At 69.0% G+C, this 16,578-nt stretch carries 14 protein-coding genes; 4 read left to right on the forward strand and 10 right to left on the reverse strand.

What is annotated here, in order from left to right; translation table 11 throughout:
• The first annotated feature begins 106 nt into the window (after nucleotides 1-106).
• Nucleotides 107-1,432, forward strand: a complete 1,326-nt coding sequence (locus HQ314_RS03175; protein ID WP_222649248.1) for a PQQ-binding-like beta-propeller repeat protein — start codon at nucleotides 107-109, stop codon at nucleotides 1,430-1,432.
• Here HQ314_RS03175 and HQ314_RS03180 read toward each other — a convergent pair.
• Genes HQ314_RS03180 through HQ314_RS03200 form a run of 5 tightly spaced genes read right to left on the reverse strand, consistent with a single transcriptional unit; the run spans nucleotide 1,417 to nucleotide 6,097 of the window.
• Entirely contained in the window at nucleotides 1,417-2,604 is a 1,188-nt protein-coding gene (locus HQ314_RS03180) for a hypothetical protein (protein WP_027507035.1), read from the reverse strand. The genes HQ314_RS03175 and HQ314_RS03180 overlap by 16 nt on opposite strands.
• A 7-nt stretch (nucleotides 2,605-2,611) precedes the next feature.
• On the reverse strand, nucleotides 2,612-3,622 hold the full coding sequence (locus HQ314_RS03185; protein WP_027507036.1) for a class I SAM-dependent methyltransferase: 1,011 nt from the start codon (nucleotides 3,620-3,622) through the stop codon (nucleotides 2,612-2,614).
• Nucleotides 3,623-3,655: 33 nt separating this feature from the next.
• Nucleotides 3,656-4,435: an enoyl-CoA hydratase/isomerase family protein gene (locus HQ314_RS03190; RefSeq protein WP_056446209.1), complete on the reverse strand. Its 780-nt coding sequence runs from the start codon at nucleotides 4,433-4,435 to the stop codon at nucleotides 3,656-3,658.
• Between the two features lie 10 nt (nucleotides 4,436-4,445).
• A complete protein-coding gene (locus tag HQ314_RS03195; RefSeq protein ID WP_222649249.1) occupies nucleotides 4,446-5,264 on the reverse strand; it encodes an NUDIX hydrolase in 819 nt (272 codons plus the stop codon).
• Nucleotides 5,261-6,097 carry an ABC transporter ATP-binding protein gene (locus tag HQ314_RS03200; RefSeq protein ID WP_027507055.1) on the reverse strand — a complete coding sequence of 279 codons (837 nt, stop codon included), beginning with the start codon at nucleotides 6,095-6,097 and terminating at the stop codon, nucleotides 5,261-5,263. The genes HQ314_RS03195 and HQ314_RS03200 overlap by 4 nt, the downstream gene beginning before the upstream one ends.
• A 43-nt stretch (nucleotides 6,098-6,140) precedes the next feature.
• Here HQ314_RS03200 and glgX point away from each other — a divergent pair, with 43 nt between their 5' ends.
• A complete protein-coding gene (gene glgX / locus HQ314_RS03205) occupies nucleotides 6,141-8,306 on the forward strand; it encodes a glycogen debranching protein GlgX (RefSeq protein WP_222649250.1) in 2,166 nt (721 codons plus the stop codon).
• A 1-nt stretch (nucleotide 8,307) separates the two neighbouring features.
• Here glgX and HQ314_RS03210 read toward each other — a convergent pair whose 3' ends face one another.
• From HQ314_RS03210 to ctaD, 3 genes are all read right to left on the reverse strand, one after another.
• A complete protein-coding gene (locus HQ314_RS03210; RefSeq protein WP_374197808.1) occupies nucleotides 8,308-9,096 on the reverse strand; it encodes an aminoacyl-tRNA hydrolase in 789 nt (262 codons plus the stop codon).
• Entirely contained in the window at nucleotides 9,093-10,343 is a 1,251-nt protein-coding gene (gene serB, locus HQ314_RS03215) for a phosphoserine phosphatase SerB (RefSeq protein WP_027507041.1), read from the reverse strand. The genes HQ314_RS03210 and serB overlap by 4 nt, the downstream gene beginning before the upstream one ends.
• An 81-nt stretch (nucleotides 10,344-10,424) precedes the next feature.
• Nucleotides 10,425-12,212, reverse strand: a complete 1,788-nt coding sequence (ctaD, locus tag HQ314_RS03220) for a cytochrome c oxidase subunit I (RefSeq protein ID WP_027507042.1) — start codon at nucleotides 12,210-12,212, stop codon at nucleotides 10,425-10,427.
• 244 nt (nucleotides 12,213-12,456) lie between these two features.
• Between ctaD and HQ314_RS03225 the strand changes: the two genes are divergently transcribed.
• A complete protein-coding gene (locus HQ314_RS03225; protein WP_222649251.1) occupies nucleotides 12,457-13,527 on the forward strand; it encodes an ABC transporter substrate-binding protein in 1,071 nt (356 codons plus the stop codon).
• 24 nt (nucleotides 13,528-13,551) lie between these two features.
• Nucleotides 13,552-14,025, forward strand: a complete 474-nt coding sequence (locus HQ314_RS03230; RefSeq protein ID WP_027507044.1) for an NUDIX domain-containing protein — start codon at nucleotides 13,552-13,554, stop codon at nucleotides 14,023-14,025.
• Nucleotides 14,026-14,316: 291 nt separating this feature from the next.
• Here the strand turns inward: HQ314_RS03230 and nrdF are convergent, their stop codons facing one another.
• Both nrdF and HQ314_RS03240 read right to left on the reverse strand, forming a co-directional pair.
• The gene (gene nrdF / locus HQ314_RS03235; protein ID WP_056445506.1) at nucleotides 14,317-15,282 is read right to left on the reverse strand and encodes a class 1b ribonucleoside-diphosphate reductase subunit beta; all 966 of its coding nucleotides are present in this window, start codon (nucleotides 15,280-15,282) and stop codon (nucleotides 14,317-14,319) included.
• 177 nt (nucleotides 15,283-15,459) lie between these two features.
• A complete protein-coding gene (locus HQ314_RS03240) occupies nucleotides 15,460-16,500 on the reverse strand; it encodes a type IV toxin-antitoxin system AbiEi family antitoxin domain-containing protein (protein WP_222637771.1) in 1,041 nt (346 codons plus the stop codon).
• Nucleotides 16,501-16,578 lie beyond the last annotated feature (78 nt).

Below are 16,578 nucleotides of genomic sequence, written 5' to 3' on the forward strand. Positions count from 1 at the left end.
CGTCGCCGCAGGGAACCCGGGGGCCGACCACCGGGGGTCGGAACCGTGACGCATCGTTTCAGCCGTTAGTCTCGTGCGAGCCGATCACCCGACATCAGGAGAGTGCATGCACGACGAGAACCCGCGTACCTCGGTGCGCACTCGTCGAGCCGGTGCCGCTCTCCTCGCGGTCGGCGCCCTCGCCCTCGGGGCTTGTGGCAGTGACTCCGGGCCCATCGACATCCTGGGCGACGAGGGCTGGCGCGGCGGTCTCGCCGACGCCCACAACTCCGCCTCCGTGACCACCGAGGGCAGTCGCTCCCTCGCTCTCGACTGGACCCGCCCTCTCGGCGCTCCGACGTCCACACGTCCCTCCGTCGCGCCCAACGGTCAGATCACGGTGACGATGACCGGAGAAGCCGGCTGCGCGCTCGGATCGTTCCAGGGCGAGACCGGACGCAAGCGGTTCTGCAACTCGCTCGGACCCTCCGGCGTCTCGTCGACCGCGGTCGCCGACTCGGCGTCCAACCTCTACGCCGGTGACGACGGCAGCATGAGCTCGATCAACCAGAACGGTCAACTGCGCTGGCGCACACCGGTCTACGGAGTACCGCGCACCCCACAGTTCCTGCCCGACGGCAACGTCCTGGTGGTCACCCAGTTCGGTCAGATCAACGTGCTGAGCAACCAGACCGGGAACGCGGTCGCTCCCGTACTGGACCTGAACCCCAATCCCACGCCCCTGGACGCGCCGAACACCACGCTGCGGCCCGCGGACGACGGTCTGCTGGCCTGCCTGGGCGGTGGGCCGGACTGCGCCGTCGCGGCGGCACCGGCCGTCGATCTGGAGTCCTCGACCGTCTACCTCGTCCTGTGGCGCGCCGGCGCCATCGCTCCCCAGCTCGTGGCGCTCTCCTATACCGGCGGGGACTCCCCCGGCCTCACCGAGGCGTGGTCGTCGCCCCTGCTTCCCGCCGCCGTGACATCGAGCCCCGTGGTGTCACCCGACGGTGACCGTGTGTACCTCACGGACGTCGAGGGCACCGTGCGTGCGTACTCCACCGAGGACGGCTCCGAGATCTGGTCCTACTTCGTCGGTGACCGCGCGGCAGGAAGTGTGTCCGTCGCTGCGGACGGCACCATCGTCCCCGCGGGCGGCGCTGGGTCGCATCTGCGGGCGATCCGCGATGCTGGCGAGCGACCCGAAACGGTGTGGGAGCGGCCAGATCTCGTGACACAGGGTTCCTCCGCACTGGCGGGTGGCACCACGGGCTACACGGTGGTCGGCGACGGTGGCGGGCTCGCACTCGTCACCTTCGACACGGCCACCGGCGAGACGGTCGACACCGACGCGCTCCCCGGCGCCGAGGGCTACAGCCCCGGAGTCGTCGTCGGCTCGAACGGCGAGGTGGTCGTCCCGACCGCGCTGGGATCCCTCTACTCGTTCCGCTGAGGCCCGGTGCGCGGCCCGCACACGAAGGCCACCCCCGAGCGCCCGATCCGGGTGATCACGAGCCCCAGCGGCACGGTGCCCCGGAGATCGAGCCGGGGGCGCAGCAACGCAGGATCGACGTCGATGCCACGGACGAGAATCTCGAGCGACCCGCATCCCAGCTCCGCGAGCCGCTTGCGCAACACCTTCTCGGTGAAGGGCAACCTGTCGAGGATCTCGAAGCCCGTCGTCCCCTCCGGTATCGCGTCTCCCGTGAGGTGCGCGATGCGTGGATCCAGTTGCCACAGTCCATGTCTCGCGGCGTAGTGGCGCACGAGACCGGCCCGCACGACGGCGCCGTCGGGATCGACGATGTACCTGCCAGGGGCACGATCGTCGTCGATGGCGTCCGAGTCGGCGTCCGTCACCTCCCACGCGGAACCGTCCGACCGGAGCACCGTCGCACGGCGACGCACAGCGGGGTCCGCCACCTCCCCCAGCCAGAGGCACGCCTCGCGGACGGCGCCGTCGAGGGAGACGAGTTCGACCTCGGCCCGCGTGTGTCGGCTCGTGAGGTCGAGACGGTCGACGTCGAGACCCGGTGCGCACTTGACCACCAGGTCGCGGCCGGCATAGGCGTCGAGGAGGTCCGGAAGCGGGGGTTCGAGGGCTGCGGGGTCGTGACGGCGGCGGCCGCCGGCGCGGCGGCCGGGGTCGGCGACGACGACGGTGCCGCGCGTGGTGGGGACCACCGCGTCGGCACGCAGCACGGCCACGTCGGGAACGTTGTGTCGTGCCATGGCCAACCGCACCGGATCGAGATCGCTGCCCACCACGATGTCCGCGACCGAGTGCAGGGTGTGCAGTTCGGTGCCGATCGAGCAGGTGACGTCGTGGATGCGACGTCCGCGCAGCCGCTCGGCCCGGTGCCGGGACACCTGTTCGGTGGTGGCCTGCTGCACCGCGTCGTCGGTGACCAACCACGTTCCGGCGAACGGCAGCTTGGTCGCGGCCTTGCGGCGCAGGGTGACCGTCTCGATCAGCGCGGCGGCGCGGTCACCGAAGGCACTGCGGATCCGGCCGATGTCCGAGACCAGCGTGGCGGGCGTCAGCGCACGGTCACCGACCGCGGCCAGCGCGTCGGACGCCCCGGCCAGGTACTCGACGTCGTCGAGGTCGAACGAGTATCCCACCGACGCGTCAGAGCGCGCCGGTGTCCGGCTTCGTGCCCGTGATCATCACGTTGTAGAAGTAGCCACGGGGCACGACGTGATGCAGCACGTTCTCGTCGAGCCACGACAGCGACTTCCAGCCGTTGAACGCGAACCTCGCCCAGCCCCAACCCAGCTTCTCCGCCGGCACCGCCGCCTCGAAGGTGCGGACCGGCCAGCCCAGCAGCGCTGCGGCGAACTCCTCCGTCTTGGCCTGCACGTCGTCCGCGCCCGCGGCGACGGCGATGTTCTCGAGCTCCGTCGGGTCGAAGGTGTGCAGATCGACGACGGCCTCGAGTGCCGCGGCACGGGACGACTCGTCCAGCTCCTGTTGCGGGCGACGCCAGTCCGCGAGGAACGGCAACCGCGTCGTGCGGGTCGTGGCCTCCCACGTGAGACGCCCCAGCCACCGCGCGTAGAAGTTGCCCACCGTCGTCGGCTCGCCCGCGAACACGAACCGGCCGCCGGGCTTGAGCACGCGCAGCACCTCGCGCAGCGACTGCTCCACGTCCGGGATGTGGTGCAGCACCGCGTGACCGACGACGAGATCGAACGTGTCGTCCTCGTACGGGATGGTCTCGGCGTCGGCGACGCGGCCGTCCACGTCGAGGCCCAGGTTCTCGGCGTTGCGCAGCGCGACCTTGACCATGCCCGGCGACAGGTCCGTGACCGACCCGGTCGCGGCGACGCCGCTCTGCATGAGGTTGAGCAGGAAGAAGCCGGTACCGCAGCCCAGTTCCAGCGCGCGACCGTACGGCAGGGCCTCGGATCCGGCCACCGCGTCGAAACGGCCGCGGGCGTAGTCGATGCAGCGCTGGTCGTAGGAGATCGACCACTTGTCGTCGTAGGTCTCCGCTTCCCAGTCGTGGTAGAGCACCTGGGCCAGCTTGGTGTCCGACCGTGCGGCCTGCACTTCCTCGGCACTCGCGTGCGGGCGCGGCGCCGGATCCGACGGTGCGGTCGAGGCGGCGGTGTCGGTGTGCGGTTCACGAGCGGTCATGGAAGGGAACCCTATCTGAACGAGCGCGGGAGGCTAGTTGCCGGTGAAGTCGGCCTTGCCCGGGCCGTTCTCGAGGAACGACGCCATGCCGATCGCGCGGTCCTCGGTACCGAACAGCGAGGCGAAGACGTGCGCCTCGATCTTCAGGCCAGTCGCGAGGTCGGTGTCCAGACCTTCGTCGATGGCCGCCTTGGCTGCGGCGAGGGCGCGCGAGGCACCGCGGACGAACTGACCGGCCCACGTGCGCGCTGCCTCGTACACGGCATCGGGGGCCACCACCTCGTCCACGAGACCGACGGCGAGCGCCTCCTCGGCCCCGACGAAACGGCCGGTGAACACCATGTCCTTCGCGCGGCTCGGGCCGATCAGCCGGGCGAGTCGCTGGGTGCCGCCACCGCCGGGAATGACGCCGAGCAGCACCTCGGGGACGCCGAGCTTCGCGTTGTCGCCCGCGATGCGGCGATCGGCACCGAGGGCGACCTCCAGACCGCCGCCGAGGGCGTATCCGGTGATGGCGGCGACGGTGGGCTTCGGGATGGACGCGATCGCTCCGAGACCGGCCTGCAGAGCACCGATCGCGTCGGTCATCTGGCCCGCGGACATCTCCGCCATCTCCTTGATGTCCGCGCCGGCGGCGAACACCTTCTCACCGCCGTACACGATGACCGCCTTGACGTCCGGATCCTCGGCGGCGGCCCGCGAGACCTCGAGGAGCTCACCCTGCACCTGGCGGTTCAGAGCGTTCATCGGCGGCCGGGAGAGCCGGATGGTGCCGATGCCGTCGGTCACGTCGAGAGTCACGAATTCAGCCATGGCCAGCACGCTAGCCGTTCGACGTCCGCTCGGCGCGTGGGGGGAGGTCGGCGCGATACTCGTCGGCGCCGTCGAAGTTCACCCGCACGGATCCACCCAATCCGCTGATGACGGGCTGCACCGGCGCCAGATCGGCCTCTGCGGCCATGGCCTCGGCCACCGACCCGTGACCGGCGAGATGCCGCAGGCACGCCCAGGTGGGCGGCATCAGCATGCGGTCGCCGCGACGGAACTCGTCGAGGGCATCCGCGGGCCGCACCCACGCGGCGTCGACGGCCTCGGACGTCTCGCCGTCGGGACGTTGCCCGGACGGGAGCGCCGCGACGAAGAAGCGGGTGTCGTACCGACGGGTCGTCTCGCCCTCGGGCGTGATCCAACGGGCGTGCGGGCGCAGCAGATCGGAGCGCACCACCAGTCGGGTCTCGGCCAGGAACTCACCGAAAGAGATCTCATGCTTCTCGACGGCACGACGCCGGTCGGCGTGATCGGACGTGTCCGCGACGACGGTGTGCGCGTCGGGCCCGGCGAACAGGACACCGCACTCCTCGAAGGTCTCGCGCACCGCGGCGAGCACCAGGGCCCGCGCCGCGGCGTCGTCGTCGGTGCCGAACCGTGCCGCCCACCACGCGGGTGACGGGCCGGCCCACCGGTCCTCCCCGTCCGCGGGCGTGCGATCGGTCGGATCCACACCGCCGCCCGGGAAGACCGTCATGCCGGCGGCGAACGCCATCCGTCCGACTCGCCGCTGCAGGAAGACCTCGAGCCCTGCCGGCGCATCGCGCAGCAGGATGACGGTGGAGGCGTCCCGCAGCGCGACCGGTTCGGTCACCGCGCTCGCCGATGGGACGACCGCGACCGCTTGCGCCGCGCGAAGAAGCGCCCGTCGGTGCGCTCGAGGGCGATGGCCTGACTGAACGCGGTGGACAGGTTCTCCTCCGTGATGACGTCGTCGATGAGACCCTGCGCCACGACTCCGCCCTCCTTGAGCAGCATCGCGTGGGTGAAGCCCGGTGGGATCTCCTCCACGTGGTGCGTGATCAGCACCGTCGCGGGGGCGTCGGGGTCGAGTGCGAGGTCGGTGAGGATGGCGACGAGATCCTCGCGGCCTCCGAGGTCGAGACCCGCGGCCGGCTCGTCGAGCAGCAGCAACTCGGGGTCCGTCATCAGAGCGCGGGCGATCAGGACTCGCTTGCGTTCGCCCTCGGACAGCGTCCCGAAGGTCCGGCGAGCGAGATGCTCGATACCGGCCGTCTCGAGCATGTCGACCGCACGCTCGTCGTCCACCTCGTCGTACTTCTCACGCCAGCGACCGAGCACCGCGTACCCCGCCGACACGACCAGATCGGCCACCACCTCGTCGGACGGGATGCGTCCGGCGAGAGCAGAGGACGACAGGCCGATGCGCGGCTTGAGTTCCGAGATGTCGACGTGCCCGAGTGTCTCGCCGAGCACGTGCGCGGTGCCGGAGGTCGGGTAGATCTCCGCCGCGGCGACGCGCAGCAGCGTGGTCTTGCCCGCACCGTTCGGTCCGAGGACCACCCACCGCTCGTCCAGCTCCACGTTCCAGGAGACGGGGCCGACGAGGGTCGTCCCTCCGCGGACGACGGAGACATCGGCGAGTTCGACGAGCAGGTCTGGGTCAGGAGAGGACACGCCTTCCATCTTCCCGCACGCGCGGGGTGCATCCACGGCAGGATCAGCACGCGTGTCGCACGAACAGAACTCACCGAAGTCCGCCGCCGCGTCGGGCACGCCCTTCCCGCTGGGCGCCCACCCCGTGGAGGGCGGCGTCTGCTTCGCCGTGCACGCACCCGACGCGCACGCCGTCGAGGTGTGTCTGGTGGACGGGTCAGGCCCCGACTCACGGGAGTCGCGTCACCTCCTCACCCAGCGCACGTACGGCATCTGGCACGGTGTGGTCGCCGAGGCCGGCGTCGGATCCGTCTACGGCTACCGCGTCTCCGGACCGTGGAATCCCGAGGCCGGTCACCGGTTCGATCCGCACAAGATCCTTCTCGACCCCTACGCACGGCGCATCGTCGGCAGCCTCGGCGACGCGCGAGCCCTCCTGCCGTATCGCGACGACCCGTTCGGGCCGCAGTCGACGGTCGACTCGCTGGGACACGCTCCCCTCGCGGTGGTCACCGCTCCCCTGCCGGCCTCGGACGCACCGCGACTCGAGACCGACTGGGACCGCACCGTCGTGTACGAGGTGCACGTCGGGTCGTTCACCGGTGCCCATCCGGACGTCCCCGAGAATCTGCGCGGCACCTACCTCGGACTCGTTCACCCTGCGGTGCTCGAGCACCTGCGTACGCTGGGTGTGACGGCGGTGGAACTGCTTCCGGTGCACGCGTGCCTCACCGAACCCGGTGTGCGCGCCCGAGGGATGCGCAACCACTGGGGCTACAGCACCGGCTCGTACTTCGCCGTCGAACCGTCCTACGCCTCGGTCCCCGGCGCCGAGGTCACCGAGTTCCGCACGATGGTGGACACGCTGCACGAGGCGGGTATCGAGGTGATCCTCGACGTCGTCTACAACCACACCTGCGAGGGCGGTGTCGACGGCCCCTCCCTCTCGTGGCGCGGCCTGGACGCGCGCGGGTACTACCTGCTGGACGCCCGCGGTCACGACATCGATCTGACGGGATGCGGCAACACCGTCGACGCCGCGTCCCCGGCGGTCGTCCGGATGGTCTGCGACTCGTTGCGGTACTGGGTCACCGAACTGGGGGTCGACGGCTTCCGCTTCGATCTCGCCAGCACTCTGGGCAGGCCGGGCGGATGGCGCTTCGATCCGCACGCCCCGATGTTGAGCGCCATCGCCGCCGACCCGATCCTGTGCCGTGCCAAGCTGATCGCCGAGCCGTGGGACGCGACCGGGCCCGGGTACCAGGTCGGCGGGTTCGGCGGCGTGTGGAGCGAGTGGAACGACCGCTACCGAGACACGCTGCGCCGCTTCTTCGCCGGGCACGGCGGTGTGCGTGAGCTGGCGTCACGCCTCGCGGGATCCGAGGATCTGTTCGCGCCGACCGGACGCAGGCCGTGGGCGTCCGTCAACTTCGTCACCGCTCACGACGGCTTCACCGCGCGAGACCTGGTGTCCTACAACGCCAAGCACAACGAGGCCAATGGCGAGTCCAACCGCGACGGCACCGACAACAACCTCTCGGTGAATCACGGCGTCGAGGGCGAGACCGAGGACCCCGCCGTGCTCGCGGCGCGCGATCGACACGTGCGTGCGCTGCTGTCGACCCTGGCCCTGTCCACCGGGACACCGATGTTCCTGGCCGGCGACGAACTGGGACACACGCAGCACGGCAACAACAATGCCTACTGCGTGCCGCAGGAAACATCGGCCGCGGATGCGCACGCGATCGACTGGTCGAGACGGGACGACGCCCTGACGGCGACTCTGGGACGAGCACTGCGGCTGCGTCGATCGGCACCCGTTCTGCGCCAACAGGAGTTCTTCGCCGGTCGTGACACACTTTGCGGCGAACCGGATCTCGTGTGGTTCGACCACGACGGGGCCGAGATCGTCGGCGATCGGTGGAACGACGATCACGCCCGGACCCTGCAGGCCTGGGTCGACGGATCCGACGTGCGCATCCCCGCGCTCCGACACGCAGGGGTCGAGGCGGAGACCTTCGATTCGGCTCTGCTGGTGGTGCACTCGGGAGGCGATGCGAACATCGTCCTCCCCGATCACCGTCGACACGGGCCGGACGAGGCACCCGGTTACGTTCCCGTCTTCGACTCCGCGACACCCGACGGTCGACCGGTGGACGCGTCGCCCGTCACCGCGGGAAGCACCGTCCGAGTGGCCGGTCCGATCGTGCTCGTCTACATCTCGACGATCCCGTCCTGACTCAGGCGGTGCGCGGGACGTCCAGCTCGGCGATCACGGTCATCGACCCGGGGGCGACCTCCGTGTAGCCCGCGTCCCGCACGCCGACGGCGGTGCCGCGCTCGCACTCGGCCACGAGGCGAGACCAGGTCTCGGCATCGGCATCACGGACGCTGACGGCCCACTGCGCGTCCTGCCAAGACCGGACGTCCTCGATCGTCATGGCACCGGCGGCGAGCATCACGGCGTGTCCCACCTGGGCGGCGGTCTTGCCGACGGTCATCTCGAGCTCCGCGTCCACCCAGAGCCGCACGGCACCCTCGGCGTGCGGTCCCGGGTCGTCGGCCGGCAGGTCGGTGCCTCCCACCTGGAGCTTGCGCAGCCTCGAGTCCAGATCACCCACACGGCACGGCACGTAGGCCCGAGCCGACGCCCCGCCCGCGTCGACGGTCACGCCGTCCACCTCCTGCGCCGCCGTCCACTGCGCGCCCCGCGCGCGACGGGACACCTTGCGGATCCGCGCACCCAGCCACGCCGTGTACTCCTCGTGCCAGGGACCGCCCGGGGCGATGCGCTCGTCCAGGCACACCTGCAGCGTCGCGGACGCCGCCGCGGCCAGCAGGTCGGACCGGGCCGGCGGATCGACCTTGGGGATGTGGAGCACCAGCGGCATCGCGCGCACGTCGGCAGGATCGGGCGGATCGACTCGCGAGCCGTAGGAACCGGCCGCACTCGTCCCGGCCACCAGCACCGCGTGGCGCTCCTCGAGGGTGGACGGCCGGACGTCCTCCAGGGGACCCTCGTCGATCACGGGATGGGGATGCGGCGAACCCCGCCGTCGAGGGAGTCGGCGGCCTCGATCTCACTGCGGGTGACACCGAGGACGAAGAGCAGCGCGTCGAGGAACGGATAGGACAGCGCCGCGTCCGCGACCTCGCGCAGCGCCGGCTTCGCGTTGAAGGCGATGCCGAGACCCGCCGCGGTGAGCATGTCGATGTCGTTGGCACCGTCGCCGACTGCCACCGTCTGCTCCATCGGCACACCGACCTGTGAGGCGAACTGGCGCAGCGCCACCGCCTTCGCCGCGCGATCGACGACATCGCCGATCACGCGGCCGGTGAGCTTGCCGTCGACGATCTCCAGGGTGTTCGCCTTCACGAAGTCCAGTTCGAGCTCGTGCGCCAAGCCCTCGATCACCTGCCGGAAACCGCCCGACACCACGCCGCAGTGATAGCCGAGTCGTCGCAACGTCCGAATGGTGGTGCGCGCGCCCGGCGTGAGCTCGAGATCCTCGGCGACGTCGTCGATGACCGACGCGTCCAACCCGGCCAGGGTCGCGACTCGACGGTGCAGTGACTCCGCGAAGTCGATCTCGCCTCGCATGGCCGCCTCGGTGACGGCTCGGACCTCGTCCTCGACTCCGGCCCGCGCCGCGAGCATCTCGATGACCTCGCCCTGCACCAGCGTCGAGTCGACGTCGAACACGATGAGGCGCTTCGCTCGACGAGCCAGTCCGGACCGTTCGACGGCGACGTCGATACCGACTCCGGCAGCCACGGTCGCGAGCGCCGACCGCAACGCCTCGTCGGCCTCGTCGCTCGACAGCCCGCCCTCCTCCTGCGGACGGGCCGAGACCAACAGCTCGAGTCCCGTCACCGGGTAGTCGGCGATACCGCGGATCGAGTCGATGTTGGCGCCCTGTCGCGCGAGTTCGCTCGACAGCACGCTGATGGCTCGCGCGGTGACGGGCCGTCCCAACACGACGACGACGTGGGTGGAGAGGGGCGAACGACCGTGCGCTCCCCCGACCTCGACGTCGACGTGGACACCCACCGTGCCCATGGCCTCCTCGAGGTGCTCCTGCAAACTCTCGACGTCCCCGGGGCAACTGCCCAGGACACCGAGCGTCAGGCGACCGCGAATGACCACCTGCTCCACGTCCACGACGCTGACGTCGTGTCGCGCCAGCGAGGCGAAGAGCACGGATGTGACACCGGGCTTGTCACCGCCGGTGACCGTCACGAGCACGGACGTCGGCGGGGGTGGTGTCTCCACCATCGAGGTATCTCCTTGTCACACGAAAAGCCCCTCACCGTGAGGAGAGGGGCTCGTCGCTGGAACGGTCGTGGAACGAGAGGACTACTTGTCGCGGTCGCCCGAACCTTCGTGATCGCTGGTCGCGATCGGCGCGCGGCGTGCCTGCTCGAGCACCTCGGTGGTCTTGCCTCCACCGTGGCCCGGTCCCACATGCGCTTCGTCTCGCATGCGTTCGACCATGTGCGGGTAGTGCAGCTCGAACGCGGGGCGCTCGGAGCGGATACGCGGGAGCTCCACGAAGTTGTGGCGCGGCGGCGGGCAGCTGGTCGCCCACTCCAGGGAGTTGCCGTAGCCCCACGGATCGTCGACCGTGACGACCTCGCCGTAGCGGTAGCTCTTGAAGACGTTCCAGAGGAACGGCAACGTCGAGGCGCCGAGGACGAAGGCACCGACCGTCGAGATCGAGTTGAGCACCGTGAAGCCGTCGGACGGGAGGTAGTCCGCGTAGCGACGCGGGAATCCCTCGGCGCCGAGCCAGTGCTGCACCAGGAACGTGGCGTGGAAGCCGACGAAGGTGGCCCAGAAGTGCCACTTGCCGAGAGCCTCGTCCATCATCCGGCCCGTCATCTTCGGGAACCAGAAGTAGATACCGGCGTAGGTCGCGAACACGATCGTGCCGAACAGCACGTAGTGGAAGTGCGCCACCACGAAGTAGGAGTCGGTGACGTGGAAGTCGATGGGCGGGCTGGCGAGCAGCACACCGGACAGACCACCGAAGAGGAACGTGACCAGGAAGCCGACCGAGAACAGCATCGGCGTCTCGAACGTCAGCTGGCCCTTCCACATCGTGCCGATCCAGTTGAAGAACTTCACACCCGTCGGGACGGCGATGAGGAACGTCATGAAGGAGAAGAACGGCAGCAGCACCGCACCGGTCGCGTACATGTGGTGGGCCCACACGGCGATGGACAGCGCCGCGATGGCGATGGTGGCGTAGATCAGGCCCGTGTAACCGAACAGCGGCTTACGGGAGAAGACCGGGAAGATCTCCGACACGATGCCGAAGAACGGCAGCGCGATGATGTACACCTCGGGGTGACCGAAGAACCAGAACAGGTGCTGCCACAGCAACACACCGCCCGTGGCCGGATCGAACAGGTGCGCACCCAGGTGTCGGTCGGCCGCCAGTCCCAGCAGTGCCGCGGTGAGCAGCGGGAAGGCGAGCAGCACGAGGATCATCGTCACGAAGATGTTCCAGGTGAAGATGGGCATCCGGAACATGGTCATGCCCGGGGCACGCAGGCAGATGACCGTCGTGATCATGTTCACGCCACCGAGGATGGTGCCGAGGCCCGAGAGCGCGAGGCCCATGATCCAGAAGTCCGCGCCCACGCCCGGCGAGTGCACGGCGTCGGTGAGCGGCGTGTAGGCCGTCCAGCCGAAGTCTGCAGCGCCCCCGGGGGTGATGAAGCCCGCCGAGGCGATGAGTGCGCCGAACAGGTACAGCCAGTAGCTGAACGCGTTCAGACGTGGGAACGCCACGTCGGGCGCACCGATCTGCAGCGGGAGGATGTAGTTGGCGAACGCGAACACGATGGGCGTCGCGTACAGCAGCAACATGATCGTGCCGTGCATGGTGAAGAGCTGGTTGTACTGCTCGTTCGACAGGAACTGCATGCCCGGGAGGGCGAGCTCCGCACGCATGAGCAGTGCGAGGACGCCACCGAACAAGAAGAAGCCGAACGACGTGACCATGTACATGATCCCGAGCGTCTTCGGATCGGTGGTCGTCACCATCTTGTGGATGAACGATCCCTTGGGCCCCATACGGGGCGGGTACGGCCGTGAAGCCGTCAGCTCGGGGACTGGCTGGGGCGCTAGGGCAGTCACTGATCCTCCTGAAAGCGCGTCTCCCCGTGCCCGAGGTGGACGCATGAAATTCGTGCGCTCTATGGATCGTAACCCCATGACACACGAACTGCGGCACGGGTCCTACGAAGTGTCGTACTTCCACCCGGGTGTCGCATTTTCCGGCCCGCGGGAGGCCCTCTTCCGAAGGCCTCCACGACCGGAGCACGGCCTGCCCGCCACTCGCCGAGCGACCGGCTTCCGGACTGCCCGTAAGGTCTCGGCCATGTCGGATCGCTCTCGTCGTCACGCTCGATCGGTCGTCGCCCTCGCGACGATTCCCGCGATGCTCGCCCTCTCTGCCTGCGGCGACACCTCGAGTGACGACGCCTCCACCATTGTGCGGACCACCACGAACGTGGCCGGAGCCGGCGTCGTCGGCATCGAACGTGACACCGCCGGCCTGTGCGCGCTCCCGCAGCCGGTCGACTCGGTCGGTCAGCAAGGTGACACCCGGCTCGTCGTCGGCAGCGGCCGTGCGACCACGGTGCCCGCCGATCCGCAACGTGTCGTGGTTCTCACCATGACGGCACTCGACGCGTCGTGCGCCGTCGGCACCTGGGAGCGCGTCGTCGGCGCACCCACGGCGCCGCTCGCTCCCACCGCTCCCCCGTCCGGCCTGCTGCGCCCGGACTACCTCGGCACCGGCATCGCCGAGATCGCCGGCGTCGGACCCGAGGGCTCCCCCGACGTCGACGCGATCCGAGCACTGGCTCCGGACGTCATCATCGGCGGCGACGCCCTCGACCCCGCCGTCACCGCGCAACTCGACGGCATCGCCCCGACCGTTCTCACGCGCGCGTCGTCGTCGTGGCTCGAACGGTCCACGCTCGCGGCCGCGGCGATGGGACGACGTGACGCCGCCACCCGTGCGACGGAGCAGTACCGCGCACGCGCCGAGACCGTGGGCCGCGAGCAGAACTCCCGCATCACCGAGGCGTCTCTCATAAGCTTCGGCGCCGACGGCGCACAGCTGCTCGGCGACGACAGCTTCGCGGGGCAGGTACTCGCGCAGGCGGGCGTGCGACGACCGGGGCCTCAGCTCGGCGAGACCCGCGCACTCCCGCAGGACGATCTGTCCGACGCGGAGGGCGACCTGATCTACGTCATGTTCGACGGACAGGCGGGGCTGGAACGCGGCACCGAGGTCATGGACTCGGACGCGTGGAAGGACCTCGGCGCCGCGACGGACAGTCGCGTGTTCAGCGTCGACGACACGGTGTGGTCGGGCGAGGGCCTCGTGGCTGCGGGCGCGGTCCTCACCGACGTGTCCAACACGCTGAACGGCTACGTCTGACGCGTCGGCGGTAGCGTTCCGGGAGTGCCGATACCCGAGTTCATCACCACCCTGCGCGCCAAGATCGGTCACGATCCGCTCTGGCTCTCCGGTGTCAGTGCCGTCGTGCTCGACGCCGACGATCGGCTGCTGCTGACGCGTCGCAAGGACAACGAGCTCTGGGCCGTGGTGTCCGGCGTCCTCGAGCCCGGCGAGGAACCCGGACCGGCCGCCCTCCGGGAGATCCTGGAGGAGACGGGCGTGACGGCCGAGCTCGTGCGGTTGACGAGTGTCGACGTCACCGAGCCCATCGTCTACCCGAACGGCGACCGCACCCAGTACCTCGACGTCTGCTTCCTCGCCCGGTACGTCGCCGGCGAGGCGCGGGTCGCGGACGACGAGAACCTCGACGTGCAGTGGTTCGCGCGCGATGCGCTGCCCGCGGACATCACCGACACCTCGACTCTCCGCATCGCGAAGGCGCTGGACCACGGCCCGGAGGCCTGGTTCCGGCGGTAGGTGGCGCCGGACCGTGCCGTCCTGCCGCGTCCTGTGTGCACCGCTGCTCAGTGTCCGGCGCGCCCGCACACCCTCACCGATTTCGGCCACCTTCACCGGTCACAACCGGTGAAGGTGGCTACAACCGTTGCAGGAGGGCGCAACGGCGCACGTGCTCCGGTTTCCGCAACCCGCTCCTGCTACAACCGAAGCGGGTTGCGGGAACCGGAGCACCTCGCACTCGAGACGTGCTCACCAGACATGACTCAGGGCACCACCCGCAAAGCGGACGGTGCCCCGAGGTGAGGTGGGTCAGAAGTCCCAGTCGTCGTCCTCGGTGTTGACTGCCTTGCCGATGACGTACGAGCTTCCCGAACCCGAGAAGAAGTCGTGGTTCTCGTCGGCGTTGGGTGAGAGCGCCGACAGGATGGCCGGGTTGACGTCGCACTCGTCCTTCGGGAACAGGCCTTCGTAGCCGAGGTTCATGAGCGCCTTGTTCGCGTTGTAGCGCAGGAACTTCTTGACGTCCTCGGTCAGACCGACCTCGTCGTAGAGGTCCTGCGTGTACTCGGTCTCGTTCTCGTACAGCTCGAAGAGCAGATCGAACGTGTAGTTCTTCAGCTCCTCGCGCTCGGCGGGCGAGCGGGTCTCGAGTCCGCGCTGGTACTTGTAGCCGATGTAGTACCCGTGCACGGCCTCGTCGCGGATGATCAGGCGCACGAGGTCGGCAGTGTTGGTGAGCTTGGCCCGCGAGGACCAGTACATCGGCAGGTAGAAGCCCGAGTAGAAAAGGAACGACTCGAGCAGGGTCGAGGCGACCTTGCGCTTCAGCGGGTCGTCGCCCTTGTAGTAGTCCATGACGATGGACGCCTTGCGCTGGAGATTCGGGTTCTCCTCCGACCAGCGGAACGCATCGTCGATGTCGCGCGTGGAGCACAGCGTCGAGAAGATCGACGAGTAGGACTTGGCGTGCACCGACTCCATGAACGAGATGTTGGTGTACACCGCCTCCTCGTGCGGAGTGATGGCGTCCGGGATGAGCGACACGGCGCCGACGGTGCCCTGAATCGTGTCGAGCAGCGTCAGACCCGTGAAGACGCGCATGGTGAGCTGCTTCTCGTGGTCCGTCAGCGTGTCCCAGGACGGGATGTCGTTCGAGATCGGCACCTTCTCGGGCAGCCAGAAGTTGCTGGTGAGCCGATCCCAGACCTCGGAATCCTTGTCGTCGACGACGCGGTTCCAGTTGATCGCGGAGACGCGATCGATGAGCTTCACCATGGGTACCTACCTGCTGATCGATGACTCTGCTTCACGGCTGCACCTGCGGTGCGCCGGGGACTGCGAGAAATGCGGCCGTGGCCGCGAATTGTCACTGACGGCAACACTACCCGTTGTGGCATGCCCCGGGGGCCAACACAACACCGTGTGTCTCCGACCCGTGCGCCTCATGCGCGTTCAGAGATGCGCACGAGGCTCACAACGGGCGCAGCCCGACCACTCGCCTACCCACCCCTCACGACGGAGGACGGTCGTCACCTCACGTGCGACACCGCAGGGATCGTCGACCACCTCGTCGTACCCGAAGACCAGACGCGGGCGGCCGGCGAGTTCCGCGGCGTTGTCGCGTCGACGGTCGCGGAAGGCCACGCCGGGCATCGCGTGGAACCGACGGCCGTCCAGGCGAACGATCAGGTCGACGCCGACGTTCGAATAGTCGACATCCTCGAACAATGTCCGCCCGTCGACGCGAACAGGGCTCTGACGTGCACCGACGGGAAATCCATGCGCCTGCTCGACCTCGAGTGCGTACGCGAGTTCGAGAACGGACTGCACCCCGTCGGACATGTACCGCACAGCCTGTTCGAGGGCCACACGGTAGCGGTAGGGGCGACGCTTCTCGAGTCGCTCACGGATGTCGTCGAGGCGCACGATCCGACTGCTCACGGAGGACACCAGACTCGTCATCGCTTCGCGCGCAGTCGATTCGGATGTCGCAAGGTCGATCGCCGTGTCGGCCGCACGGGTTCTCGGTAGCGGCCCGTCGTGCACGATGTGTGCATGAGCGCGGGACCGATGCACCACGACCCCGGGATGTAGAACTGACCCGACGCGGGCCACCGGTCCCGTCGCCGTCACTCGGGAGCGAACCCTGGTGGGACTCTGGCACCGCGCCGAACGGCCGTAGGGAACCGTGACATGGGCGCGTGCACCCGATGAGACTCGCCGCAGACCCCACTCCTCCGCTGCGCTCCGGTGACTGAGCAAGGAGTCCGGGCCGCCGTAGAGCAGGGCGGCGCGCAAAGTCTGTTCCCGATCGAGCGGACCTGCTGCGATGGCGTAGACGCCCCGAAGAACGATCGCCCAGCGGCCCGACTCGACGTGGCGCCGAACTCTGTCTCGGCTGTACCCGAGGCCCGTCACTTGCGATTGAGTGAACAGGCCTGACTGGTCGTCCACTAGTCGATGCAATTCATGTTCGTCCCCCCGGATGCGCATGCGGGGATGGTGCACGACCGGTACGACACCCGTCCGTGCGCCTTGTGCGCATCGTCAGATGCGCACAAGGCGCACGGG

Origin of the sequence: Rhodococcus sp. BP-332, from assembly GCF_019836065.1 — a bacterium.
Taxonomy (GTDB): Bacteria; Actinomycetota; Actinomycetes; order Mycobacteriales; family Mycobacteriaceae; genus Rhodococcoides.